Source organism: Brevibacterium rongguiense (assembly GCF_009857845.1).
GTDB lineage: Bacteria > Actinomycetota > Actinomycetes > Actinomycetales > Brevibacteriaceae > Brevibacterium > Brevibacterium rongguiense.
This window is the reverse complement of sequence record NZ_WWEQ01000014.1, coordinates 24,549-48,368: the sequence shown is the minus strand read 5'-3', so window position 1 is coordinate 48,368 and position 23,820 is coordinate 24,549. Positions and strand designations below refer to the sequence as shown.

At 73.6% G+C, this 23,820-nt stretch carries 20 protein-coding genes and 1 pseudogene; 8 read left to right on the top strand and 13 right to left on the bottom strand.

Translation table 11 applies throughout. From position 1 onward, the window contains the following. Positions 1-14 precede the first annotated feature (14 nt). Positions 15-2,669 carry a trehalose-phosphatase gene (otsB, locus tag GSY69_RS05040; protein ID WP_160952782.1) on the bottom strand — a complete coding sequence of 885 codons (2,655 nt, stop codon included), beginning with the start codon at positions 2,667-2,669 and terminating at the stop codon, positions 15-17. Continuing rightward, on the bottom strand, positions 2,666-3,274 hold the full coding sequence (locus GSY69_RS05035; protein WP_160952781.1) for a hypothetical protein: 609 nt from the start codon (positions 3,272-3,274) through the stop codon (positions 2,666-2,668). Before GSY69_RS05035 ends, otsB begins: the two co-directional genes overlap by 4 nt. 123 nt (positions 3,275-3,397) lie before the next feature. Here GSY69_RS05035 and GSY69_RS05030 point away from each other — a divergent pair, with 123 nt between their 5' ends. After that, positions 3,398-4,069 carry a hypothetical protein gene (locus GSY69_RS05030; RefSeq protein WP_160952780.1) on the top strand — a complete coding sequence of 224 codons (672 nt, stop codon included), beginning with the start codon at positions 3,398-3,400 and terminating at the stop codon, positions 4,067-4,069. A gap of 4 nt (positions 4,070-4,073) precedes the next feature. Here the strand turns inward: GSY69_RS05030 and GSY69_RS05025 are convergent, their stop codons facing one another. Beyond that, on the bottom strand, positions 4,074-4,505 hold the full coding sequence (locus GSY69_RS05025; protein WP_202410823.1) for an acyl-CoA thioesterase: 432 nt from the start codon (positions 4,503-4,505) through the stop codon (positions 4,074-4,076). Positions 4,506-4,570: 65 nt separating this feature from the next. Here GSY69_RS05025 and GSY69_RS14165 point away from each other — a divergent pair, with 65 nt between their 5' ends. The 3 genes from GSY69_RS14165 to GSY69_RS05010 all read left to right on the top strand — a co-directional run bounded on the left by GSY69_RS14165 (position 4,571) and on the right by GSY69_RS05010 (position 7,003). Further along, positions 4,571-5,296 carry an ArsR/SmtB family transcription factor gene (locus GSY69_RS14165; RefSeq protein WP_202410822.1) on the top strand — a complete coding sequence of 242 codons (726 nt, stop codon included), beginning with the start codon at positions 4,571-4,573 and terminating at the stop codon, positions 5,294-5,296. Positions 5,297-5,456: 160 nt separating this feature from the next. Further along, positions 5,457-6,605, top strand: coding sequence for a serine hydrolase domain-containing protein (locus tag GSY69_RS05015; RefSeq protein WP_160952778.1), 1,149 nt, complete (start codon positions 5,457-5,459; stop codon positions 6,603-6,605). Beyond that, complete coding sequence (locus GSY69_RS05010; RefSeq protein ID WP_160952777.1) at positions 6,602-7,003, top strand: hypothetical protein; 402 nt, start codon at positions 6,602-6,604, stop codon at positions 7,001-7,003. The genes GSY69_RS05015 and GSY69_RS05010 overlap by 4 nt, the downstream gene beginning before the upstream one ends. A gap of 13 nt (positions 7,004-7,016) precedes the next feature. Here the strand turns inward: GSY69_RS05010 and GSY69_RS05005 are convergent, their stop codons facing one another. From GSY69_RS05005 to GSY69_RS04995, 3 genes are read right to left on the bottom strand one after another with little or no spacing between them, the layout of a single operon-like run. Next, positions 7,017-7,442, bottom strand: coding sequence for a Rieske (2Fe-2S) protein (locus GSY69_RS05005; RefSeq protein ID WP_235936301.1), 426 nt, complete (start codon positions 7,440-7,442; stop codon positions 7,017-7,019). Continuing rightward, positions 7,442-8,032, bottom strand: coding sequence for a DUF421 domain-containing protein (locus GSY69_RS05000; protein WP_268525410.1), 591 nt, complete (start codon positions 8,030-8,032; stop codon positions 7,442-7,444). The genes GSY69_RS05005 and GSY69_RS05000 overlap by 1 nt, the downstream gene beginning before the upstream one ends. Beyond that, the gene (locus GSY69_RS04995) at positions 8,029-9,111 is read right to left on the bottom strand and encodes a phosphotransferase (RefSeq protein ID WP_160952776.1); all 1,083 of its coding nucleotides are present in this window, start codon (positions 9,109-9,111) and stop codon (positions 8,029-8,031) included. Before GSY69_RS04995 ends, GSY69_RS05000 begins: the two co-directional genes overlap by 4 nt. Before the next feature lie 35 nt (positions 9,112-9,146). Here GSY69_RS04995 and GSY69_RS04990 point away from each other — a divergent pair, with 35 nt between their 5' ends. The 3 genes from GSY69_RS04990 (at position 9,147) to GSY69_RS14910 (ending at position 12,129) form a co-directional block, all read left to right on the top strand. After that, positions 9,147-10,574, top strand: a complete 1,428-nt coding sequence (locus tag GSY69_RS04990) for an aspartate aminotransferase family protein (protein WP_160952775.1) — start codon at positions 9,147-9,149, stop codon at positions 10,572-10,574. Continuing rightward, on the top strand, positions 10,574-11,422 hold the full coding sequence (locus GSY69_RS04985; protein WP_160952774.1) for a DNA-formamidopyrimidine glycosylase family protein: 849 nt from the start codon (positions 10,574-10,576) through the stop codon (positions 11,420-11,422). Before GSY69_RS04990 ends, GSY69_RS04985 begins: the two co-directional genes overlap by 1 nt. An 86-nt stretch (positions 11,423-11,508) precedes the next feature. After that, a complete protein-coding gene (locus GSY69_RS14910) occupies positions 11,509-12,129 on the top strand; it encodes a GNAT family N-acetyltransferase (RefSeq protein WP_160952773.1) in 621 nt (206 codons plus the stop codon). A gap of 23 nt (positions 12,130-12,152) precedes the next feature. On the opposite strand, the gene GSY69_RS04975 is transcribed toward GSY69_RS14910, so the two are convergent. The 3 genes from GSY69_RS04975 to GSY69_RS04965 form a co-directional block, all read right to left on the bottom strand. Next, positions 12,153-13,010, bottom strand: a complete 858-nt coding sequence (locus tag GSY69_RS04975; RefSeq protein WP_160952772.1) for an aldo/keto reductase — start codon at positions 13,008-13,010, stop codon at positions 12,153-12,155. After that, on the bottom strand, positions 13,007-13,504 hold the full coding sequence (locus GSY69_RS04970; protein ID WP_235936300.1) for a cupin domain-containing protein: 498 nt from the start codon (positions 13,502-13,504) through the stop codon (positions 13,007-13,009). Before GSY69_RS04970 ends, GSY69_RS04975 begins: the two co-directional genes overlap by 4 nt. 323 nt (positions 13,505-13,827) lie before the next feature. Then, on the bottom strand, positions 13,828-14,514 hold the full coding sequence (locus tag GSY69_RS04965; RefSeq protein WP_160952771.1) for a trimeric intracellular cation channel family protein: 687 nt from the start codon (positions 14,512-14,514) through the stop codon (positions 13,828-13,830). 744 nt (positions 14,515-15,258) lie between these two features. Between GSY69_RS04965 and GSY69_RS04960 the strand changes: the two are divergent. Next, a pseudogene (locus GSY69_RS04960) lies at positions 15,259-16,493 on the top strand (pyridoxal phosphate-dependent aminotransferase). Between the two features lie 393 nt (positions 16,494-16,886). On the opposite strand, the gene GSY69_RS04955 reads toward GSY69_RS04960, so the two are convergent. The 4 genes from GSY69_RS04955 to GSY69_RS14905 form a co-directional block, all read right to left on the bottom strand. Next, on the bottom strand, positions 16,887-18,140 hold the full coding sequence (locus GSY69_RS04955; protein WP_160952770.1) for a Dyp-type peroxidase: 1,254 nt from the start codon (positions 18,138-18,140) through the stop codon (positions 16,887-16,889). Then, on the bottom strand, positions 18,140-19,354 hold the full coding sequence (efeO, locus tag GSY69_RS04950) for an iron uptake system protein EfeO (protein ID WP_160952769.1): 1,215 nt from the start codon (positions 19,352-19,354) through the stop codon (positions 18,140-18,142). Before efeO ends, GSY69_RS04955 begins: the two co-directional genes overlap by 1 nt. Then, on the bottom strand, positions 19,351-20,895 hold the full coding sequence (gene efeU / locus GSY69_RS04945) for an iron uptake transporter permease EfeU (RefSeq protein WP_160952768.1): 1,545 nt from the start codon (positions 20,893-20,895) through the stop codon (positions 19,351-19,353). The genes efeO and efeU overlap by 4 nt, the downstream gene beginning before the upstream one ends. Positions 20,896-21,148: 253 nt before the next feature. Beyond that, positions 21,149-23,746, bottom strand: a complete 2,598-nt coding sequence (locus tag GSY69_RS14905; RefSeq protein ID WP_202410821.1) for an FAD/NAD(P)-binding protein — start codon at positions 23,744-23,746, stop codon at positions 21,149-21,151. Positions 23,747-23,820: the final 74 nt, after the last annotated feature.

Sequence of the window (23,820 nt, the reverse complement as noted above, 5' to 3'; positions counted from 1 at the left end):
GCTCCCGGCCGGCGCTACAGCGCGTCGAGCATCCGGGCCACCCGGATGTAGCCCAGGTGGGAGTATGCCTGCGGGTGGTTGCCCAGGTGGACCTCGGAGGCGGGGTCGTACTCCTCGGAGAACAGCCCGGTGGGGCCCATGAGGTCCGTGAGGCGGGCGAACAGGTCGCGCGCATCGTCGTGGCGGCCCACGAGGATGAACGCCTCGATGAGCCACGTCGTGCAGATGTGGAAGCCGCCCTCCAGGCCGGGCAGCCCGTCCTCGTAGCGGTAGCGGAAGACCGTGGGCCCCACCCGCAGGTCGCGCTCGATGGCGTCGACGGTCGCGATGAAGCGCGGGTCATCCGGGGCCAGCAGCCCGGACAGGCCCACGAACAGGCACGCGGAGTCGAGGTCGTCCTCGCCGTAGGCAACCGTGTAGGCGCCCACCTCCTCGTTCCAGCCGCGGGAGATGACGTCCTCGGCGATCTCCTCGCGCAGCTGGCGCCAGGCGCCGGGCAGTTCGCGCCCGAAACGGTCGGCCAGGCGGATCGCGCGGTCGACCGTCACCCAGCACATGACCTTCGTGTAGACGTTGTGCTTGGGCTCCCGGCGGGCCTCCCAGATCCCGTGATCGGGCTCGCGCCAGCGCCGCTCGACGGCGATGACCATCTGGCAGGCCAGCTCCCAGTGCTCGTCGCTGAGGTCGCCGAACTCGGCGGCCAGCGCCGCGATGAGCTCCGTGACGGGCCCGAAGACATCGAGCTGGACCTGGTGCTCGGCGGCGTTGCCCACGCGCACGGGGCGCGAGCCGGCGTAGCCGGGCAGGTGCTCGAGGACCGCCTCGGTCGTGAGCACGGAGCCGTCGACCGCGTAGAGGGGGTGGAGCTGCTCGGGCCCGGAGGCCTCGGCGAGGATGCCGCTGAGCCACTGGAGGAAGCCCTCGGCCTCCGCCGAGGAGCCCAGCTGGAGCAGCGTGTGCACCGTCATGGACCCGTCGCGCAGCCAGCAGTAGCGGTAGTCCCAGTTGCGGATGCCGCCGATCCCCTCCGGCAGCGAGGAGGTGGCCGCGGCCAGCACCCCGCCCGTGGGCGTGTGGCACAGCGCGCGCAGCGTGATCGCGGAGCGGATCACCTCATCGCGGCGCAGCCCCGGCAGCCGCAGGCTCGCCACCCAGTTCGTCCAGTAGCCCTCCGCGCGGGCGCGCACCGCCTGCTCGTTGCCCTGGGTGAGCGTGGCGATGTCCTCCGACTCCCCGCACACGAGGGTGAGCACGGCGTGGCCCGATTCGCAGTCCGCGGGCCGCACCCGTGCCACCGCGGTGTCGGAGCCGCGGACCTGGACGATCTCGAACTCGAGGCCCGGGGCGTGCAGGACGATGGGCTCGGGGGTGCCGAGCACGCGCACGGTGTCGCCGTCGGCCTCGAGGCGCACGGGCGCGGAGCCGTAGTCGGGGCGGGGGGCGAAGCGCACCTCGGCCTCCGCGTCCCCGGTGAGCACGCGCACGAGCACGGTCTCCGAGCTGTCCTCGTCCACGGGGGCGAGGTAGTCGAGCAGGGTGAGGCCGGCCCAGCGCGTCTCGACGATCGTGGAGGCGCCCCGGTAGCGCTGCGTGAGCGGCTTGGCCGCCCGCCCGCTCAGCGCCGCCGGGGTGACGGAGAAGTAGCCGGCGATGTCCGAGCCGAGGATCTCGGAGAACAGCGAGGCGGAGTGCGGCAGGGGGTGGGGCATCCAGCAGATGCTGCCCTCCGGGTCCACCAGCGCCGTGGACTGGCCGTTGGCCAGCAGCGAGTGGCGCTGGATCGGCACGGCGGTGCGGCCGAACAGCCACGCCCGGCGCAGCTCGAAGATCGTGGTGAGCACGAGCGCCACGGCGTCCGGGTCCGCCACCCGGTAGGCGGCGACGGTGGGAGCGTCCGCACCGTCCTCGGCGACCCTGACGCCCACGTCCGTGCCGCCGAGCGTGACGAACGCGGCCTCGTCTGAGGTGTCGTCGCCGATGTAGAGCACGGCCGGATCGCCGCCGCGCTCGCGCAGCTCGCGCAGGGCGTCGCCCTTCGTGGAGTCCGTGGCGGTGAGGTCCGCGACCTCCTTGCCCCACAGGACGCCGATCCCGTCCACTCCGGCCAGCGAGTCGATGACGGCCAGGGCATCCGCGCGCGCCTCCGGGGCCAGGCCGCGCAGGTGCACGGCGACGCCGGTGGGCTTCTTCTCGATGTGGATCTCCGGGCGCTGCGCGGCGAGCTCACCGGCGGCCGCGAGGATCCGGTCGATGCTCGCCCGCTCGCGCTCGTCGAAGGTCTCGTCGAAGTCCGTGTCGCGCTCGCTGCCGTGCGAGCCCACGAGGGCCACCTCGCGCGGCAGGCGCGACATGGCGGCGAGGTCGCGCAGGGAGCGCCCGGAGATCACCGCGGTGGAGGTGTCGCGCAGCGCGGCGAGGGCGCGCATCGACACGACGGACAGCTCGAGCGGGTAGGCGTGGGTGGGGCGGTCGACGATCGGGGCGATCGTGCCGTCGTAGTCCGTCGCCACGAGCAGCCGGGGCGAGCGCGCCACCTGCACGAGCGCCTCGAAGAGGGCGGGATCGAGCGTGCGCATCGCGACGGCGAGGTCGCCCAGCGGTCCCGCGGTGGGGGCTGCCGGGTCAAACGAGTCGGGGAAGGGCCGGGCGGCCTCCAGGCTTGGGTTCATGCTTCTTTCCGGGCGCGCATGCGGCGGGTGGCGCCGCCGACGATGAAGAGGACGGAGACGATGAGGACGGCGGCGCCGGCGAACCCGAACACCGACAGGGCCGCCATCTGGGTGCCGAAGCCCACGATGACCGCGAGCAGGACGTGCAGCCCCGCGGAGATGAGGAAGTCGGCGGCCATGGGCTCCGCGCGGCGCACGCGGTACATCCACAGCTCGAGCAGGCCGTAGAGCAGCGCCCAGATGCACACGGCGGCGCGCAGCTGGCCCGGCTGCTGGGCCAGCAGCAGGAAGACCGCGGCCGGCAGCACGATGATCGCCTCGCACTGGAGGACCAGGCGCACGGTGCCGCGCTGGCGCACGCTCTGGAGGAACAGGAGGATGCCCGCCACGAGCAGGTAGCCGAGGGTGACGAGCGCGGCGGTGCGCACGCCGATCGCCAGCTGGGCGGCGCTGGCCAGCTGCACGCGCGGCCAGAAGACGGTCGCCAGCCCGAACGCGGCGCCGGCGGCGCCCCGGGCGATCATGAACGCGCCGTCGCGCGCGCTCAGGCGCGCCGGCGGCGGGGCGGGGGCAGCGGTCGCTGCCGTGTCGTGGGCTGGAGTCACCGGATCAGTCTAGAGGATCGCCGGCCCGCGGTTCGGGGCCCGCCGTCGGGGCGCCGGCCGGGATTCATGCGCCCGTCGCCGCCGTGTTCCGCCCCGTTTCCCGCCCGCCCCTAGCGTGGGCCCATGGTCGCCGCTCATCCGCGCTCCCCCGCCGTGCCGCCCCCGCGCCGGTTGCCGCTGGGCCGCTGCGCGCTGTGGTTCTGCCTGGGGCTGGGCTGCGCCCTCACAGCCGCTGCCGCCGCCGGCTCCACGACGGGCAGGCTGCCCGGGCTCGATGCGGGGCTGCGCCCGCTGCTGCTGGGCTGGCCACCGGTCCTCGCCCTGGCCGCCGCCTGGTTCCTGGCCCTGGGCGCCCGCCCCGGACGTACCGTCGAAGTCCCGCGCCGCGCGGCCGGCGAGCTCGCGGCGCGGGGAATCCCGGGCTCCGCACGGGTCCGCACCGTCAGGCGCAGCCGCGCCGGCACCGGGTGGCGGCTGGCGCTGCTGGTGAGCGCGCGCCCCGAGGCCCGGGGCGCGCGGCCGGCCCCGCCCGTGCGCTCGCGGCTCGTCTGGCACCTCGAGGCCGTGGACGCCGAGCGCGTGGTGGCCGGGGCGCTCATCCCCGTGCGCCTGGACCCGCTGGACCCGGCGCGCATCGCCTTCGACGCCCGCGCGGATTCCCGTGGCCGCAGCGGCGACCTGCCGGAGGGGGCCCGGACGTGGCGCGCCCGACTGGCCGGGCTGCGGCTCACGAGCGCGGCCGGGGCCGCGGCGGGAGCGGCCGCGGGCCTCGCGCTGGCGCTGGGATCGCTGTGAGGCCTCAGCGGCGGCGCATGGCGTCTGAGAAGCGGTCCCGCTCGTACGTGATCGTCGAGTAGCCGTGCTCCTTGGGGCGCCCGTCCTCGCCGATGCCCACGAAGACGATCTTGTCGATCGAGAGGATGATCTGCTCGGTGAGGATGTTGCGCACCTCGCAGCGCATGGTCAGCGAGGTGCGGCCGAAGTGCACGGCCTGCAGCCCGATCTCGATGATGTCGCCCTGCACCGCGGAGGCGAGGAAGTTGATCTCGGAGATGTACTTCGTGACGATGCGCTGGTTGCCCAGCTGGATCATCGCGTAGACGACTGCCTCGTCGTCGATCCAGCGCAGCAGGCTGCCGCCGAACAGCGTGCCGTTGGCGTTGAGGTCCTCCGGGCGCACCCACTTGCGGGTGTGGAAGTTCATCTGCTCGAAGCGCTCGTCGCTGTCCATGCCCCGACTCTACCGCCGGCCGGACAGCGCACCCTAGTTCTACGTAATTACGTTATTATCGGTCTATGGCCGATCAGGATGACAGCGACAGCCCCGCCCCCCACGAGCGCCTCGAGCGGCGCATCGACGCGCTCGAGGGCGCCCTCCAGCGCCTTCTCGCCGCGCTGCCGGGCGCATCTGGGCTGTCCAGTGCCCCGAGGCTGCCCGGTGCACCCCGGTTGTCCGGTGCACCCCAGTTGTCCGGTGCCGCCGGACAGCCGGGCGCCCCTGGGCTGGCTCCGTCGCCCGGTGCTGCCGGTGCCGCCGCAGCGAGCACCGCAGCCGAGGCGGGCGCTGGGGCTGCTGGGGCCGGCGCTGGGCCTGCTGGGGCCGAGGCGGCGCCGCCCGAGGGCGACTTCTGGGTACTCGACGGCATGCGGGAGCGCTACGGGGACGAGGATGTCGTGCTCTACGCCGGCACCGCCCCCGCGCCCGGGGGCGGGCGGTTGCGCTGGCAGTACGGCCTGCCCACCGCGGCGCTGCTCGACGGCGACTTCGCCGATGCCGCCGAGCGCCTGAGCGCCCTGGCCCACCCCGTGCGGCTCGCCCTCGCACAGGCGGTGCTGGCGGGTGTGGACACGGCCGCGGATCTCGCGGCGCTGCCCGGCCTGGGCACCTCGGGGCAGGTCTACCACCACCTGGGGCAGCTGTCGGCCGCCGGCTGGCTGCGCAGTCCCCGCCGGGGCCACTGGGAGGTGCCCGGCGACCGGGTCGTCGCCCTGCTCGCCCTCATCCTCATCGCCTCCCACTGAACCCGCCCGCACCCGTACGCACGAACGCCCCCCCTGCACCCGCACGCACGCACGCCGGCGCTCAGGTCTCCGGCCCGCGCCGCACTCCGACCCACACACCACTCCGACCCATACCGTTCCACCGCCCGCAGTGCCCGACTCCCGCCGAAGGAGCCCACCGGTGTCCACACCCGCCGCCCAGCCACAGCCCCCCGGCCCACCGCAGGGCCCCGCCCCACTCGAGCGCCCCGCCCCGCCACCGCGCCTGCGCGCCCTGCTCCGCAGCCGCCGCGGGATGCTCGCGGCGGCCCTCGCCCTGGCCCTCGTCGCCGCGTGCGCACTGGCCTTCCCGTGGCCGCGCGGCTTCCGCGGCGCGCCCGCGGGCGACGAGTCCCTGGCGCGCAGCGTGCAGGCGGCCCTGCCCGCCGGATACCGCCACAGTGGAGCGTTCGCGCTGGTGAAGGACGGCAGCAGCCCCCGGTTCGGAGGCTTCGGCGCGGATGAGCACACGGTGTTCGAGATCGGCTCGGTCACGAAGACGTTCACCGCCGCCCTCTTCGCCGATGCGGTCCGCCGGGGCGAGGTGCGGGCCGCCCAGCGCCTCGGCAGCATCTTCCCCGAGCTGCGCGATGCGCCCGCGGGAGAGCTCACCCTCGAGCAGCTGGCCGAGCAGCAGACCGGGTTCCCCCGCCGCGCGGACGCGGCCCCCCTCGGGCAGCTGCCGCGCACCCTGGCCCGCCTCGACCCCTGCACGAAGGACCTCGCGGGAGTGCTCGCACACGCCGCGCGGACGGAGCCGGACCCGGGCCACTACGCCTATTCGAACCTGGGCGTCGCGCTCCTGGGCCAGGCCGTGGCCCGCGCGGCGCACACGGACTACCCGGCGCTCGTGCGGGCGCGGCTGCTAGAACCCCTCGGGATGACCGAGACGACCGTTCCCATGCGGCCGGCCGACCTGCCGGCGGGCAGCCCCCACGGCTACACAGCCGCGGGGCTGCCCGCCGGCCCCTGGACGCTGGGGGCACTGGCGCCGGCCGGCTCCATCCGCTCCACCGCCCACGACATGGCCCTGTGGGTGGCCGCGATGGCGGACGGCACGGCGCCCGGCGCGGCCGCGGCGAAGGAGCGCGCGGACGCCGACGACGGGGCGAAGATCGGCTACGTCTGGATGCACACGGACGGCCTGACCTGGCACAACGGCGCCACCGGGGGCTACCGCTCGTGGGCCGGGTTCGACGCCCACGGCCGCGGTCTCGTCGTGCTCACCGACAGCGCCGTGAGCGTGGACGAAGCGGCGGATGCGCTGCGCGAGGAGGGCGCGGACTCATGATCATCGCACTCACGGGCGCCCTGCTCATTCTGGTCGCCACCGCCTGGCCGCTGCTGCGCCTGCACCCCGCCTCCCTGGCCCGCCGGCCCCTGGGCCGGCTCGAGCTCGCCCGCCTGCCGGTGTCCGCGGCGGGCTGGCTGGCGCTCATCCTCGCCTTCTTCTCCCTACCCGCCTGGCTGGCCCCGGTCTGGGCGGTGGGCATCCTGGGCCTCGGGTTCCTCGTCTGGGCCGCGTGCGCCCTGTGGCCGCACGCCCGTGCGGTCGACGCGGTCGCACTCCAGACCGGGGACGCCCGCGCCGTGCGGGCCCGACGCTCGCAGGGCTGGGCGCTGGCGCTCGACCTGCTCATCCTCGCGGTCGCCGTCTGCGCCATCGCGGCGCCGCTCGTGCTGCGCTGAGGGGCGCGGACGCTCAGGCCTGGGAGACCGTCAGCTCGCCGCCGCTGCGCTCGAGCTTGGCCGGCGCGAGCCCGCTCTGCGCGGGACCGGACTTCACCGAACCGTCGGCGGTGGAGAAGTCCGAGGAGTGGCATGGGCAGATGATGTCGTCCTTTGTCACCGTCTTGACCATGCAGCCCTGGTGGGGGCAGACGGCGGAGAACGCGTGGAACTCGCCCTTGACCGGCTGGACGACGACCCAGCCGCCGGTGACGACGCCCGAGCCCACGGGCACCTCGGCGGCCTTGAGCGTGACCGGCCCGGCATCGGACTTCTCCTCCGAGCACGCGCTCAGCGCCCCGGCGCTCACGAGGGAGCCGGCCAGCGCCGCCCCCTGCATGGCGCGCCGCCGGCTCACACCGGCACCCCGCACGGCATCCTCCACGGCCCGTCCGCCCATCAGCTCTCCCCTGTCTCCGTGTCCGCCGGCGCTCTGAGCACCAGCTCCGCTCCCCTGACCCCGGCCAGCATGCCGGGGTCGATGCGCTCGCCGGCCCGGATGACGCTCAGGCCGCCGCTGGGCTCCAGGATGACGCACTGGGCCTGCTCGAAGCGAGCCAGGCCCGCCTTGCGCAGGGCGACGACGACATCGGCGTCGGAGACGTGCGCGCGGCGCACCGCCTCCTCGACGAAGCGGCCGTGGGCCAGCACCACCGTGGGGCGGGCGTTGATGCTGCGCACGGCGCCCACGCGGTGCTGGATGGCGCCGAACGCCGCCTCCATGCACATGAGCGTCACGAGCCCCACGATGCCCACCGCCAGGGTGGGCGGGTCGCCCAGGATGACGCGGCCGGCCACCGCGCCGAACATGATGACGACCACCGCGTCGAAGCTCGTCATCGCCGTGAGGATGCGGGGGCCGAAGACCTTGACCAGCAGGAGGAACGCCAGGTAGATGCCCACGGCGGAGACGATCGTGATGGGGATGCGCCAGGGGTCCATGCCCACCCACTCGGCGAGCGCGGCCCCCCAGCCTCCGGGCGGGTTCACGCGGCCTCCGCCTCGGCGAGGACCGCGGCGGCCACGGCGCGCACGACGGGCCAGGTGCGTCGCATCCGCGCGCGGCCGTATTCGGCCTGCGGGTCCCCGTGACCGGCGGTGAGGGCACGCGCGGTCCACGTGCACGCGTTGAGGCACAGCCGCGCGAGGGCGGAGAGCTCGATGAGGCGCGCCTCGGCGGGGGCCAGCGGGTGCTCGGCGGCCTCCTGATAGGCGGCGGCGAAGGCCGCGAAGGCGGCGCGCGGGTCCGCCCGGCCGAGCATCGTGTAGCTGCCGGCGATGGCGGCCTCGGCCAGGCGCGGGGCGCTGCGGCAGTCGCCGAAGTCGATGAGGCCGGTGATCCGGCCGTCGGCGACGAGCAGGTTGAAGTCGTTGACGTCCTGGTGGACGACCTGGCGGGGCAGCTCGGGCAGGCGCGGGCGCACGCGGCGCTCGAAGGCGAGCGCGGCGCGGCGGGCCAGGGCCACGTCCGCGGACAGCGCCGCGCCGTAGTCCGCGGGCACGCGCCCGGCGGCCTCGAGCGTGCGGATGCGGTCGCAGGCGAACGCGACGTTCGCCCCCGTGGTCTCGAACGCCCACGGGTGGAGGACGGGTGCCGGCTCCGGTGCCGCCGCGGCCAGCGCGTCCGCCAGGCGGGCGGCGAGGCGGCCCACCTGCGCGGGGTAATCGGGGTAGGAGTCGCGGCCGGCGGCCACGCTGCCGGGCAGGTACTCCTGGAGGCGGAACATCGCGAGCTCCCCGTCGATGTCGACGAGGGCCAGGACGCCGGAGGACTCCCCACCCGGGGGCGCGAACGGCTCCACGGCTGGCCGCTGGCCGGCGACGGGCAGACCCGCGGCGTGGGCGCGCTGCTGGACCCGGCAGACCCAGTCGGCGTGCTCGGGCATCATGGCGGGGTTCGGGTACTCGCCCTTGAGGACGAGGCGGCCCGCGCCGTCCGCGGGCTCCACCGCGACGTTGACCGCGATCTCGCCGGCCATGAAGCCTCCGGCGCTGACCTCGCAGCCGAAGTGCCGCGCGCAGATCTCCGCGATCTCCGCGCGGGTCAGCGAGTGGAGTGGCCTGGGCATGGGCCCAGCGTAACCCCGGCGCCTAGAGTGGGGTCATGGACGACCTCGGCGAGACGGCGCGGCCCACGCGGGCGGTGCAGGCTGTGCGGGCGGAGGCGCCCTCCCGGCCCACGCGGGCGGGGACGCTGCGCGAGCGCCGCGCGGCGGTGCTCTCCCCCTCCTACCGGCTGTTCTACTCCGAGCCCGTGGAGCTCGTGGCCGGCCGGGGGGCGCACCTGTTCGACGCCCAGGGCCGCGACTTCCTCGACATGTACAACAACGTGCCCGCCATCGGGCACTCCCACCCGGGGGTGGCGCGGGCCGTGGCGGCCCAGGCCGCGACGCTCAACACCCACACCCGCTACCTCACCGCGGGGCTGGTTGACTACGCCGAGGCGCTGCTCGACACGTTTCCCGCCGAACTCGACCGGGTGACCTTCGCCTGTTCGGGGTCCGAGGCCGTGGACCTGGCGCTGCGCATGGCCCGCTGCGCCACCGGCCGGCGCGGGATCATCGTGAGCGCCCACGCCTATCACGGCACGACGGCGCTGGCCGCCGCCGTCTCTCCCAGCCTGGGGCCGGACAATCCGCTGGGCCCCGAGGTCGTGACGGTGGACCCGCCCGACCCCGCCGAGGCGCCCGGGGACTTCGCAGCGCGCGTGGCCGCGGCCGCCGACCGACTCGAGGAGTCCGGTGCCGGCGCCGCCTGCCTCCTCGCCGACTCGATCTTCTCCTCCGACGGGGTGCGGCCCGGCCCGGTGGGCGCGCTGCCGGCCGCTGCGGCGCAGGTGCGCGCCCGCGGCGGACTGTGGGTGGCCGACGAGGTCCAACCCGGGTTCGGCCGCACCGGCGCCATGTGGGGCTTCGAGCGGCACACGGGAGCGAGCCGGGATGCGGCCGGCGGCGCAGGAATCAGTGGCGCAGGGGCCAGTGGGGTCGCGGGCAGCGGGACTGTGACCGGTGGGGCTGTGGCCCGGGACGGTGAGCCGGGTGAGGCCGGCGGTGCGGACGACGTGCCCGATATCGCCGTGCTCGGCAAGCCCATGGGCAACGGGATGCCCATCTCCGCCGTGATCCACCGCGAGGCGCTCGGCCGCGAGTTCGGCCAGCGGGTGCGCTACTTCAACACGTTCGGCGGCAGCCCCGTCTCGATCGCCGCCGCCCAGGTCGTCCTCGCAACCGTGCTGGGCGAGGACCTGCCCGGGCGCGCCGCGAGGCTGGGCGAGCGCATTGCGCGGGGCATGGCGGACACGGGAGCGTTCTCGCAGGTCAGGTACGCCGGGCTGTTCGCGGGAGCGCAACTGGACTCCGCGGAGCGCGCCCAGGCGGTCGTCGATGCGCTGCGCGCCCGGCGGGTGCTCATCAGCGCCTCGGGAGCGGGCGGGGACGTGCTCAAGGTCCGCCCGCCGCTCATCGTCGACGACGATGACATCGACCGCTTCCTCACGGAGCTCGACGCGGCCCTGGCGGAGGTGGGGCGCTGATGCCCGAGGCACCCGAGCTCGATGCCGCGGCCGCCCGCCTGCGCGAGCTGGCGGCCGGGCGCACCCTCACCCGGCTGGACATCGCGGCCTTCAGCGTCCTGCGCACCGCGCAGCCGCCGGCGGATTCCCTCATCGGCCGCGAGCTCAGCGGCGTGGGCCGCCGCGGCAAGCACCTCCTGTTCGACTTCGAGGGCCGCACGGCCGTGCTCCACCTGGCGCCCGCCGGCTGGCTGCGCCACCATCCCACGGCCCCGCGCGGGCGCGTGCCCCACCGCGGGCCCCTGGCCCTGCGCCTGACGTTCGACGACGGCTCCGCGCTCGACGTCACCGAGCAGGGCACGAAGAAGTCCGCCGCGCTGTGGGTCAGCGATGAGCCGTCTTCGCTCCCGACGCTTGCGCGGCTGGGCCCCGAGGCCGGGGAGCTCGCGGAGGGGCAGTGCGAAGCGCTGCTGCGCGCCACCTCGGCGCAGGCGAAGACGGTGCTCACGGACCAGGAACGGATGGCCGGGATCGGCAACGCGTGGTCCGATGAAATCCTCCACCGCGCGCGCCTGTCCCCCTTCGCCGCCGCGAACCGGCTGGGCGAGCGCACGGGTGCGCTCTGCGCGGGCCTGGCGGAGACGCTCGAGGTCGCCCACGCAGGCCTGGACGGCGTGCCCCTCGACAAGCTCAAGGCGGCGAAGAAGAAGCTGCTGCGCGTCCACGGGCGCACCGGGCAGCCGTGCCCGGTGTGCGGCACCGCCATCGCGGAGGTCTCCTTCGCCGAGCGCTCGCTGCAGTACTGCCCGGGCTGCCAGACCGGCGGCAGGCGGCTGAGCGACCGCCGCATGGATCGGCTGCTGAAGTGAGCGCCCAGGAGGCGGGAGGGCCGGCACCCGGTCACGCGCAAAGGCAAGGGCAACGGCAAGGGCAAGCAAGGACGAGGGGATATGGAGTGGCGGACGCGGGCAAGGCGGAGCGGGCGGTGGGCGAGCGCCCAGCGGGTGAGCGCCCGGCGGGTGAGCGCGCACCGGGGGCGCCTCGGGTGCGGCTCGTGCCCCTGGACCCGGACGATCCGGCCCATGTCGAGGCCGTCTTCGACATGCACTCGCGCCTGGAGATCGTGCGCTGGCTCGACGACCCGCCCTGGCATCCCATGGAGACCCGGGACGAGGCGCGGGCGCTCATCGAGCGACGGCGCGAGCGCGAGGCGCGCCTGCACTTCGACCGGCTGCGCGGCATCCTCGATGCGGACACGGGCGAGGTCGTCGGCACCGCCCACATCGTGCTCCTGGGCAGGAGGGACGGCACCTCGGACGATGACCACCACATCGGCTGGGCCCTGCGGCCGGCCGCCCAGGGCCGCGGCTACGTGACGGCGGCCGCGCGCCTGCTCGCCGCCGAGGTGTTCGCCGAGGGGCTCGACATGCTCTACATCGACATGTGGGCCGACAACGAGCCGTCCGCGGCGGTGGCCCGTCGGCTGGGCGCCGCGGACCGGGGCGTCGTGGACGACCCCTGGTACCACGGCACCTCGCGCGTCTTCGAGCTGCGGCCGGCGGACCTGCAAGGCTGAGCGCCGAGCCGAAACCGCCGGCCTCAGCGGCCGCTGTAGACCGGGAACGCGCTCGACTCGCCGTAGTCGCGCGCGTCGAGGCGGCGCAGCGCCGCCATGTCCTCGGCGGAGATCTCGAAGTCGACCTGCGCATTGGCGCGCATGTGCTCCGGGTTCGCCGTCTTCGGCAGTGCGACCGTGCCCAGCTGCAGGTCGTAGCGGATGCACAGCTGAGGGACGGTCGCACCGTAGCGGTGCGCCATCGCATCGAGGTCCGCGTTGTCCAGGATCTCCCCGTGGGCGATCGGCGAGTAGGCCTCGACGAGGATGTCGTGCTCGGCGCAGTAGGCGAGCAGCGCCTCCGGCGTATTGCCCGCGTGCACGAGCAGCTGGTTGACCTGCGGGGCCACCGTCGCCGCCGCGAGGATGTTGTCGAGGTCAGCCTCGAGGAAGTTCGACACGCCGATCGAGCGGATGCGCCCCGCGGTCTGCGCCTCCTCGAGCGCCCGCCAGGCCTCCCGGTTGCCCTGCGCGTAGTCGCCGCCGCGGAAGTCATCCCACGGCTGCGGGCTGTGGATGAGCATGAGGTCGAGGTAGTCGAGGCCCATGGTGGCAAGCGACTCGTCGATGGCGGCGGTCGCCGTGTCGTAGTCCTTGGCCTCGGCGGCGAGCTTCGTGGAGACGAACAGCCGCTCGCGCGCCACTCCCGAGGTGCGCACGCCCTCCCCGACGCCGCGCTCGTTGCCGTAGGCCTGGGCGGTGTCGATATTGCGGTAGCCCATCTCGATGGCCTCCCGGACGGCCTGGGCCGCCCGGTCGTCGTCGATCATCCAGGTGCCGAGGCCGAGCTTGGGGATCGGGGACCCATCGGCCAGGGTGTAGGTCTCGTCGAGGATGCTCATGCGCGCTCTCCATTCGCGGTGTGCTGCGGGTGATCGGTGGGGTACGGGTGACGGGTGTTCTGTGAATGACCGGCAGCCTCCGGCAGCGCGGCGTACTGCGCATCCGAGACGGGCTCGAGCCACTCATTGCTCACGCCCTCCCCGGGCGTGATGAAGGCGAGGTGGGAGAACCAGGCGCCCGCCTTCGCCCCGTGCCAGTGCTTCGTGCCGGCGGGGACGCGCACCGCCGAACCGGGTTCGAGGGACACGGGGGCGGCGCCGTGCGCCTGGTACCAACCGCTGCCCGCGGTGCACAGGAGGATCTGGTCACCGCCGCCGGCGCTGCCGTTGTGGATATGCCAGTTGTTGCGGCAGCCAGGTTCGAACGTGACGTTGCTGACGGGCACGCTGCCGTCCGTGAGCGGTGCCAGATAGCTCTGCCCCGTGAAGTACTGGGCGAATGCGTCGTTCGGCTCCCCCTGGGGGAACATCTGGTCGAATGCCGGTGCGGACATCTGCGCTCCTCGCCTGTGGAGATCGTGGGCCGGCCCGGGGTGCGGACCGCTCCTGGACGTGATCCCATTCAACGCCCTTCGGCACAGCTTGGCCAGCGGGAACGCAGCGCTTCCCTGGCCGTCGGGTGCATCGATGTCTTGGCGGGATGAAGGCGCGACGCCGCGCTGCGGTGGTGTGCGGCTTCCCGGCACTGCGCGCGGGGCTCGGGTGCTCCGCCATCCCACGATCGCCGGGGCCGGCCTCCGTCCTGCGGCCGTCGGGTGCGGCCACCGGGCGCGGCACCGCGCGCCCGCGACACCGCACGCCCGCGACCGAACCGGTCTCAGCGCTTGGGGCGCCGGAAGACGCCGCGCGTGCCCCGCAGCTTCGCGTCGATGCCGCGGTAGGACCAGCCGCGCATGGGCTGGGGCACCCGCCACTGCAGGTTCCACGCCACCATCCGGAACGCGAAGACGAACGCCGCGATCGCCAGGGCCGTCCACAGGTTCCACGCGTGCAGCCGGACCGCCATTGCTGTGAGCACGGCGCCCGCGGTGGCGGGCAGCAGGTAGAGGTCCGAGCCGTTGAACAGCGCGGGGACCTCGTTGGCGACGACATCGCGCAAAAGGCCGCCGCCGCAGGCGGTCATGAGGCCCAGCACGATAGCCGCGGGCACGTTCATCCCCAGGTCCAGGGCGCGCACGGTGCCCGTCATGCAGAACAGGCCCAGGCCCGCGGCGTCGAAGGTGACGATGAACCAGCGCACCCGCTCCAGGCGCTGGCCCACGAAGTAGACGATGACGGTCGTGACCAGCGGCGGAATCAGGTAGACGGGCTCGCTCAGCGACAGGGGGCGCGTGCCCAGGAGGACGTCGCGCAGCATCCCCCCGCCCAGGCCCGCCAGGGCGCCCAGCACCAGGCCGCCGGTGATGTCGATGTTCTTGCGCGCCGCCAGCAGGTTGCCGGAGAGTGCGAACGCAACGATGCCCAGCAGGTCCAGGGCAAGGAGCGTCGTGGCGGTGTTCGTCATGGCCTGCCCAGTCTATGCAGGCGGCCCCGCCCCTGGTTCGCGCCGATCGGGCGAACGCTCGCGCGCGGCTCGGGTGGCGCCGCCACTTGGGCCCGGCCGCGCAGCGCGCCCCGGGCCGCACCTCGGGCAGGCGCGTCTGGGGTGAACGCCCATGCGCGGCTCGCGTGCCGCCGCCACTTGGGCCCGGCCGCGCAGCAGGCCCCGGGTCGCAACTCGGGTCGGCCCTCCCCACAGCAGCCACGCCCTCCGCAGCGGGGCCAACGTCCGCACCCGGGCACCGTCCGCGTCAGGGCCGGGGAGCGACTCGCGCCTCGGGCCCGCGTTCCGCGCGACGGTGCCCGCCCGTGTCCTCACTCCTTCCGCACCCGGGCACTTCCTGCGCCAGGGCCGCAGGGCGACCCGCGCTTCGGGCCCGCTTTCCGCGCGACGGTGCAGGTCCGTGTCCTTACTCCTTCCGCACCCGAGCCGCGGGGCGACCCGCGCCTCGGGCCCGCACCCCGCGCCACGGCACCGGGCCCGCGCGACCCTCGCGCCCGCCCGCACCCAAGCCCGACCCGTGCTCCTGCCCGAACCCGTGCTCCTGCCCGAGCCCGAGCCCGAGCCCGAGCCCGAGCCCGAGCCCGGGGAATGCTCGGACGTCGGTGCGCGGGCCGTGGGCCGACGCGCACCCGTGACGCGAAAGGCCCCCAGGTCACACCTTTGCGCTGCCCGGTGGCCGCCCGGCCCGCGCGTAGGGTGGAGCGCGTGAACAGCCTTCCTCGCCGCTATGACCAGTCCCAGAAGCTCTCCGACGTCCTCTACGACATCCGCGGCCCCGTCCTGGACGAGGCCGAGCGGATGGAGGCGGAGGGCCACCGGATCCTCAAGCTCAACATCGGCAATCCCGCGCCGTTCGGCTTCGAGTGCCCGGACTCGATCCTCGTCGACATGATCGCCCACCTGCCCACGGCGCAGGGCTACAGCGACTCCCGCGGCATCCCCTCGGCCCGCCGCGCGGTCGTCCAGTACTACGAGACACGCGGCATCGACGGGCTGGACGCGGACGACGTCTACCTGGGCAACGGCGTCTCCGAGCTCATCACCCTCAGCCTCCAGCGCTGTGCGATCCGGGCGATGAGATCCTCGTGCCCACGCCGGACTACCCGCTGTGGACGGCCTCGGTGACGCTCTCCGGCGGCACGCCCGTCCACTACGAGTGCGATGAGCAGGCCGGCTGGCTGCCGGACCTCGACGACATCGCCGCGAAGATCACCGACCGCACTCGGGGCATCGTCGTGATCAATCCGAACAACCCCACCGGCGCCGTCTACCCCCGCGAGGTGCTCGAGGGCATCGTGCGCATCGCCCGCGAGCACGGGCTCATCGTCTTCTCCGACGAGATCTACGAGAAGATCACGTACCACGGTGCGGAGATGGTCAACACGGCGCAGGTCGCCGGCGACGAGGTCCTGTGCCTGACGTACTCCGGCCTGTCGAAGGCCTACCGGATCGCCGGCTACCGCTCGGGGTGGCTGGCCATCACGGGCCCCAAGGGCCAGGCGGCCAGCTACATCGAGGGCATCCGGCTGCTCGCGAACATGCGCATGTGCGCCAATGTGCCAGGCCAGCACGCCATCCAGGCGGCGCTGGGCGGGCGGCAGTCCATCGAGGAGCTCGTGCTGCCCACCGGCAGGCTGGGGGCGCAGATGGACCTGTCGCTCGAGAAGCTCAACGCGATCGACGGCATCGAGTGCCAACCCGCACACGGCGCGCTCTACCTGTTCCCCAAGCTCGACGTGGAGCGCTTCGGCATCGTCGACGACGAGCGCTTCGCTCTCGACCTGCTGCGCGAGCAGAAGATCCTCGTGAGCCACGGCAGCGCGTTCAACTGGGCGCGCCCGGACCACTTCCGGCTCGTCACGCTGCCGAGCGTCGAGGTCCTCGACGAGGCGCTCAACCGGCTCGGCGACTTCCTCTCCGGGTACCGCCAGCAGGCGTAGCGGCGGCAGCCCGGGTCCGCGAGGGCCCCGGCGGAACACTGTGGTCTTACCAGCACCAGGAAGACGGCAGCCCGGGTCCGCGAGGGCCCCGGCGGGCTGCGCGGCAGGAGTGACTGCGCGGTACGAGTGGCTGCGCGCTTCCCCGCTGGGGGGCGGGGAGGTGTGGCGACGTGGGTGCGGCGGGAGGCAGCGCAGCGCCTCGCACGCGGAGCTCGAAAAGAACTCTTCACCTGATCAGCCCCCACCCGTCAGGGGAAGACTTTCCGCCCGGGTTCGGGCCGTAGCGCTCAAAAGGTCTTCACCCGCTCGCCGCGACGCAATCACGTGAAGACTCCCCCACAGCGGCCCACCCCGCGAACGGCGCCACCCCGAGCAGCGCCTACAGAACCGCCCCTAGCCGAACAGCTCGCGCCCGATGAAGCTGCCGCGCGCCGGGTTGGGCGGCACGGCGAAGATCGCGGAGCCACGGTGGGCGATGTACTCGTTGAGCATGTCGCTGGCGCCCAGCCGGTCTTGGAGCGTGATGAAGTGCTGCGGGTCGTTGACGTAGGCCAGGAAGTGCAGCCCGGCGTCCAATTGGCCATCGGAGTTGATGCCGTCGGTGTAGTTGTACGGTCGGCGCAGGATCTTCACCCCGCCGTTGTTCTCCGGGGCGCTCAGCGCCACGTGGGAGTTCACCGGGATGACGGGGTCGCCGTCGGCGCCCTTGGCGTGGAAGTCCGGGGTGTCGAACTCCGCGTGCCCGCTCAGCGGCGCGCCGGAGACCTTGAACCGGCCGAAGACCTCGTTCTGATCCGAGACGCGGTCGGCGTCCCAGATCTCGATGAACATCTGGATCTTGCGGCTGATCTGATAGGTCCCGCCCCTCATCCAGGCCACATCGTCGTCGCCCACCCACACGAACTTCTCGTGATCCGGGTCGGTGGAGACGTTGCGGGTCCCGTCCTTGTAGCCCAGCAGGTTGCGCGGGGTCTCCTGGCCGCCCTGCGCGGAGGCCTTGCCGAAGCCCATGACGGTCCACTTGGTCGTGGCGGAGCCCCGCGCCATACGAGCGAGGTCGCGGATCGCGTGGTACGCCACCTGCGGGTCATCGGCGCACGCCTGCAGGCTGATGTCGCCGTCGCACACCGCGGGGTCCAGACGGTCGGAGGAGAACTTGGGCAGCTTGGCCAGCTTCTTGGGCCGCTTCGCCGCGAGTCCGAACCGCCCGTCGAACATGCCGGGCCCGAAGCCCACGGTGACCGTGAGGTTGTTGGGCCCCAGGCCCAGTGCCTCGCCGGTGTCCGTTGCGACGCTCTGCTCGTGCTCGGGCTCCACCTGGCCGATCGAGTTGCCCTGCATGAGTTGGTCGATGGCCGCGGACCAGCGGGCCAGCAGCACCTGCAGGTCCTGGGCGGTGGCCAGGGTGAGGTCGAAGGCCATGAATACGGAGTACTGCTGGGGAATCGTGGAGACCCCCACGGGGTGGGGCTGGTCGTAGAACTCGTAGTGCGACTGCGCGATCTTCGAGCCGGCGCTCGCCTCGCGCTCCCGGTGGGCGGCGTCGACGGACAGGCCGCTGACGAGCCCGCCCGCGGCAAGGCCGCCGAAGCCTCCGACGAGGAGGCCTCGGCGGCCGATGCCCTTGGGGCCGGAATCCGGCTTCATCAGGCCTTGGCGACCTTTTCCGCCAGCGTCGACAGCGGATCCTGCAGGCCCTGCACGGACTGCGAGAGCTTGTTCGCGTCCTTCTTGCGCAGCTCCGGCGTCCACGCCTTGTAGCCGCCCAGCGCATCCGCGTCGCGGTAGGCGTTGAGGTCCTTGCGGACCTTGTCGAACTGGCCGGAGATCTTCTTCGTCAGGTCCGGGTCGATCTTCTCGAGGCCCGGCTTGAGGCTGGCGAAGGCATCCTGCGCGCCCTCGACGTTCGCCGCGAAGTCGACGAGGTCGAGGTGGCTGTAGGCCTCCTCCTCACCGGTGATCTTCTCCGACTGAACCTCTTCGAGCAGGCCGGCGGCGCCGTTGGCGAGGTCCTCGGGCTTGAACTTCAGATCCTGGACCTGCTCGTTGAGCTTGCCCACGTTGTCCGTGAGCTCCTTCGCGTACTTCTTGGTGCCGTCGTCGATCTTCTTGCCCTGCCACAGGTCGCGCTCGATGGCGTGGAAGCCGTGCCAGCCCACCTTCTTGTCGATGTTCGACTGGCGCATGTCGATGAGGTAGTCGAGGTTCGTGGCGTTGTCGTCGGGAGAGCCACCGGGCAGCAGGAAGCTGTCGACGTCGGACTCGACCTTCTCGTAGAACGGGCGGGCATCCGCGTAGGCCTTCTTCGCGGCCTCGACGTCGCCCTTGTCCACGGCTTCCTGGAGCTTCTTCACGGCGTCGTTCATCTGGCCGACCTGGTCCTTGACGAAGTCCGCGTACTGGTCGGCGCCCTGCTGCAGCAGCTCCTGCGTGTCGCCGGTGGGCTTGGCGGCATCGCCGGTGACCTTGAAGTCCTGCATCTCCGTCTCCGCGCCAGGGCAGTAGACCTGGTAGTCCCCGCCGGAGAGCGTGACGGTGAACGACACGGGGGCCAGGCCGGGGGCCAGGTTCTCCTTCTCGCCCAGGATCCGCTGGTCCTGGAGCAGCTCGACCTCGGTGATGCCGGAGGCGGACTTGTTCTCCACATTGAACTTCACGGGGCCGCCGTTGGCCTCGGTCTTGTCGATCGAGCAGGTGTCCTTGCCGTCCTTGTTCTCCAGCGAGACGTTGACCTCGGTGGTCCCGCCGTCGGAGCTCGAGTCCGAGCTGTCGCTGGAGCCGCTGCCGCAGCCGGCGGCGGTCAGCGCGATGGCCGCGATCGAGGCGGCGGACAGGCCGCGCGCGATGGTCCTGGTCTTCATGGTGTCTCCTTGCGGTGGGCCGGCTGCGCCGGTTCGGTGGGGGTGGTCAGCCTGCGGTGGGCAAGCTGCGCCTGGACTGCCAGGGCGATTGCGGTCAGGCCCGCCGCAATCGGCAGCCACATCTTCCACAGAAGACGTTCGGCGCGTGCCTGCTGGGTCTGCTGGAGCTGCTGCTGGGCAGCCTTCGCAGTGTCCTGGTCGATCGAGGCGCCGCCGCCGGACAGGCTGACGGTGCGCGGTGAGCTCAGGCCGCCGCCGCTGAGCGCGGCGGTCCCCGTGCGGGTCACGCCGCCGCCCAGCAGGCCGCCCTCGTACGTTGTGGCGTCGATGGCGTCGGTGGCGTCCACGGTCGCGGCGAACGGTCCAGGCTGACGGTCGACGTTGATGCCGACGGGCAGGCGGCCGCCGTTGAGCTCGGCGAGCTGGGCGAGTGTGATGGTCTGCTTCGCCGCCGGCTCCTTCTTCTCCGTGCGCCACTGGAGGGTGCCCGAGGCGCCGGTCGGCTGGCCGTCCTCCGCGGCGAATCCGTATTCGGCGGTCTTGCCGCTCGCGTCGGTGACGCTCAGCGTGGCAGAGCCGTCGTCGCGCTGGGCGAACGCGAGGGTCTCCCCGCCCGCGGTGCGCGCCTGCGCCTCGGGCGCCTGGAGAGCGGGCAGCGGCACGAAGAGGGCGAGCGCGAGGGCCGCCGCGGCCAGTGCGACTGCGCCGCCCGCCAGGGCGCGCACCCGGGCCGCGCCCGTGGGGCGCAGACGGGCGGGCAGCAGCACGATGATCATCATCGGGACGAAGTAGGCGAGCCAGCCCAGCACCTCGATGAGCCGCGGGTCCGCGGGGATGCCGAGGACGCCGGTGATGAGGGCGGCGCGGATCGTGCCGTTGGGCGCGAGCCACGACAGGTCGAGGGTGCGCTGCTGGCCGATGAGGATCCAGCCCGCCTCGTGGGCGGTGCGCAGGCCGGAGATGACGAGCCCGGCGGCGACGAGCACGAGGAACGGCCCGGTGATCTGGAAGAACTTCCCCAGGTTGATGCGCACGCCGCCGGTGTAGATGCCGTAGCCGATCCCCACGGAGACGAGGATGCCGAGCACCGCGCCGAGCGCCGCGGCGCCCACGGACGACGATGCCTGGAACGTGGCGAGGAGGAAGACGGCGGACTCGAAGCCCTCCTTGAGGACCGCGAGGAACGCCATGATCGCCATGGCGCGCGCGGTGCCGGTGGCCAGGGCGTCGTCGGCCTGCCCCTCCAGGTCTCCCTTGAGGTTGCGGGCGTGATCGCGCATCCACAGCACCATGCCGGTGACGAAGACCACGGCGATCGCGCCGATGACGGTCTCCATCCCCTCCTGCTGGCGCTGGGGAAGGGCCTGCTGGACGAGTTCGAGGGCGACGCCGACGAGGATCGAGATGATGATCGCGAGGATGACGCCCAGCCACATGGGCCGCAGCGACTGGCCGCAACGCTTGAGGAAGGCCGCGATGATGCCGACGATGAGGGCGGCCTCGAGGCCTTCGCGCAGGCCGATGACGAACGTCGCGACCACGGGCGTCTCCTCCTGGCTGTGCGGCTGGCGTGGATCGCCGGCGAACAGCGGGATTCACGTACGGTCGGGGCTGCACGCGCGGCGGTCCCGGAGGTCCGCCGCGTGGTGAGCCTCACCTCATCGTAGTCCCGGCCTCGGACGGCAGGCGAGGCTCGGGACACCATTCGGACATTCGTGACAGACATCACGAACTCGACCCTGACCTCAGCCGGGCCTCAGGCCAGAATCTGAGCTCAGTGCCTGCGTCAGTGCCTCAGCCCACAGCGGCGGCGAGGGCGCGGGCCACGCGGTCGGTCTCGCGCAGCATCGAGGGATCCGAGCCCGGCATGGGGCTGATCGTCGTGTCCCCGAAGACGTCCTCGAGCGGCAGGCCCATGAGGAAGAGCACCGGATCGGGCGTGCCGTCGGCGCGGATGGCCCGGTTGCTGGAGAGCTCCACGTCCGGCGCGCGGGAGTCCACCGCGGTGCCGTCGGCCGCGTGGTGGGCATAGGGGCGCAGGCGGCCGGCGGCCAGCAGCTCGCCCACCAGCGGGTCGGCGGTGAAGCGCAGGTCGGGCGCGTGCATCCACGCATCGAGGAGCACGCGCCCGCGCACGGGTGCCCGCACGGTCGAGGTGTGCAGGACGAAGCCGTCGCCTGCGTGCGGCCCCTCCACGCGGGGGTGCGCTCCGGCAAGCTCCACCACACCCGCCTCGATGAGCGCGAGCAGCTCCCGGGTGCGGAAGGCGGGCGGGCCCGAGCCCACCATCTGGCCGAGCGACTGGAGCGTGCGCAGGTGCCCGGAGCGCGATTCGGCGGTGAAGCGGTCGCGGCTGCCCAGCAGGGTCGCCAGGCGCCGGGCGGCGCTGAACGACCACAGGCCGTTCTTCTCCGGGCTCGCCGCCGCGGCGCGCGCTGCGGCGAGGTCGGCGGCGAGGCGCGGGGCGGCCCACGCCGTGAGCGCCGCGGCATCGGGCAGGGGCGCACCGTCCGGGGCGACGGGCAGCGCATACCGCTCGGGGTGGAATGCGTCGGCGGGATCCAGGAGCCCGGTCAGTGCCGTGCGGGCGCGGGCGAACTGCTCCTCGACGGACTGTGCGGGCTCGAGCGGGGCCGCGTCGAGAGCGGCGGTGACCGCCGCGGCGGTGCTCGCGGCGGTGAGGGCTGCAGTATCAGCGGTAGCTGCGGTGCCGGTGGGGCCGGTGGGGCCGGTGGGGCCGGTGGGGCCGGTGGGGCCGGTGGGGCCGGTGGGGCCGGTATCAGTGTCAGCATCGGAGGCGCGGTCGTCGGCATGAGCGGAACCGGTACCGGCGTCCGGGGATGCGTCGCTCGAAGAACCAGCGTCCGGGGCACCGCCGCCCGGGAAGCCGTGGCTCGAAGAGCCGGCCTCCGGGGTACCGGCGTCCGGGGAGCCGTGGCTCGAAGAGTCGGCCTCCGGGGTACCGGCGTCCGGGGAGCCGGTGCCGGCGGAAGCGAGGATCGTGAGCGCGTGGGCCTCGAAGGCGTCGCGGACGATCGCCGGCCACAGCTCGCGGTCGAACTCGATCCGCTCGGCCGCCGGGCGCGCCCGCAGCTCCGCGGCGGTCGCCCGGGCGCGCGGCAGGTGGGCGGCGGGCGGCAGACCGCCGTATTCGGACTTCGGCAGGTAGGGGTAGCCGCGATGCGAGGCGACCACCAGGTGGGGTTCGCGCCCGGAGGCGCGGTAGCGCAGGCGCCCGGCGCGCCGCGGGTCCTCCTCGAAGGTCCCCCCGCGTCCGGCGGTGAGGAGGATCAGCGCGTCGAAGAAACCCATTCCCAGGCCCCTCACCAGGACATTCTCACCCGCTGCGATGCCCGAGAGGTCCTGGGCAAGCGGATTGCCGGGAGCCACCCACAGCGGTGCGCCCGGAGCGGGAGCCGCTCGGGGCGCGGACACCTCCGAACGCAGCGGCGCACGCACCGCCGTATCGCCGATCGCCGATCCGCCCGTGAGCGCACCTTCGACAAGCGAAGCTCCAGCAGGCGCCCCGTCCGCCGGCGCCCCGTCCGCCGGCGCACCTCCAGCAGGCACCCCACCCGCCATCGCATCTCCAGCAGGCGAACCGCCCGCTGCCGCACCGCCCGCAACGGGACTGCCCGCCACCGAGCCGCCCGCGGCCCGCACGGCCGAGGCGAGGCGCGCCTCGGCGGGGGTGGGAGCGTGGGCGAGCCAGCCGCCGGTGAGGACGACGGCATCGGCTGCGATCGTGTGCGCGGCATCGCCGGGAGCGTGGGGCCGGTGCGCGGCCGGCTGCGCGGGGTGCAGCTCGACGCCGCCGCCCTCGCCCACGTGCGCCGCGCGGGCCCGGTGGACGTGCAGGTGTGCGCGCTCCGGCAGCCAGGCCCGCACGAGGTCCAGCACCCAGCCCAGGTACGCGCCGTAGAGGGCGCGGCTGGGATTGGATTCGGGGCGCGCGGCGGCCATCTCCGCAAGGAACGGCTCGAGCGGCTCCAGACGGGGCGGGTGGGCCTCGAACGGCGCGCGGTGGGCGGCGGGGATGGCCGCCAGCGGATCGCCCAGGCCGGCTGCGGCCCGTGGCTCCAGTGAGCGGCCGGCGGCATCGAGGACCAGGAGCATCCACTCGTAGAGCGTGGGCCCCTCGCGCACCGGGCCCCGGACGGAGGCGCCGGGCTCGGTGAAGAGCGTGACGGCGTGGGCGAGCGTGTTCATGCACAGCAGGCGCGTCTGGCCGGTGCGCCACACATCCCCCGCGCCCGGCTCGTGCTCGTCGATGAGGTGCAGGTCGAGGCGCTCACCGGGCGCGGGCTCGCCGCTGGCGCCCAGCACCGCGCCGAGCCGCTCGACCAGGGAGATGCCGCGCGGCCCACCGCCGACGATCGCAATCGCACTCATGTCCCCCACCCTAGGGACCGGGCGCACGACGCCGCCGCGGGCCCGTCATCTGAGGTCGCCCACAGTGACACTGC

Bases quoted from the DNA above. Each gene is read 5' to 3' on its own strand.
- GSY69_RS05030 (WP_160952780.1), top strand. From the start codon at position 3,398: ATGGTCGCCGCTCATCCGCGCTCCCCCGCCGTGCCGCCCCCGCGCCGG.
- GSY69_RS04955 (WP_160952770.1), bottom strand. From the start codon at position 18,140: ATGAAGCCGGATTCCGGCCCCAAGGGCATCGGCCGCCGAGGCCTCCTC.
- GSY69_RS04995 (WP_160952776.1), bottom strand. From the start codon at position 9,111: ATGCCCAGGCCACTCCACTCGCTGACCCGCGCGGAGATCGCGGAGATC.
- GSY69_RS04965 (WP_160952771.1), bottom strand. From the start codon at position 14,514: ATGACGAACACCGCCACGACGCTCCTTGCCCTGGACCTGCTGGGCATC.
- otsB (WP_160952782.1), bottom strand. From the start codon at position 2,669: ATGAACCCAAGCCTGGAGGCCGCCCGGCCCTTCCCCGACTCGTTTGAC.
- GSY69_RS04990 (WP_160952775.1), top strand. From the start codon at position 9,147: ATGGACGACCTCGGCGAGACGGCGCGGCCCACGCGGGCGGTGCAGGCT.
- GSY69_RS14905 (WP_202410821.1), bottom strand. From the start codon at position 23,746: ATGAGTGCGATTGCGATCGTCGGCGGTGGGCCGCGCGGCATCTCCCTG.
- GSY69_RS04985 (WP_160952774.1), top strand. From the start codon at position 10,574: ATGCCCGAGGCACCCGAGCTCGATGCCGCGGCCGCCCGCCTGCGCGAG.
- GSY69_RS05010 (WP_160952777.1), top strand. From the start codon at position 6,602: ATGATCATCGCACTCACGGGCGCCCTGCTCATTCTGGTCGCCACCGCC.
- GSY69_RS05025 (WP_202410823.1), bottom strand. From the start codon at position 4,505: ATGGACAGCGACGAGCGCTTCGAGCAGATGAACTTCCACACCCGCAAG.
- GSY69_RS05005 (WP_235936301.1), bottom strand. From the start codon at position 7,442: ATGGGCGGACGGGCCGTGGAGGATGCCGTGCGGGGTGCCGGTGTGAGC.
- GSY69_RS04975 (WP_160952772.1), bottom strand. From the start codon at position 13,010: ATGAGCATCCTCGACGAGACCTACACCCTGGCCGATGGGTCCCCGATC.
- GSY69_RS14165 (WP_202410822.1), top strand. From the start codon at position 4,571: ATGGCCGATCAGGATGACAGCGACAGCCCCGCCCCCCACGAGCGCCTC.
- efeO (WP_160952769.1), bottom strand. From the start codon at position 19,354: ATGAAGACCAGGACCATCGCGCGCGGCCTGTCCGCCGCCTCGATCGCG.
- GSY69_RS04970 (WP_235936300.1), bottom strand. From the start codon at position 13,504: ATGTCCGCACCGGCATTCGACCAGATGTTCCCCCAGGGGGAGCCGAAC.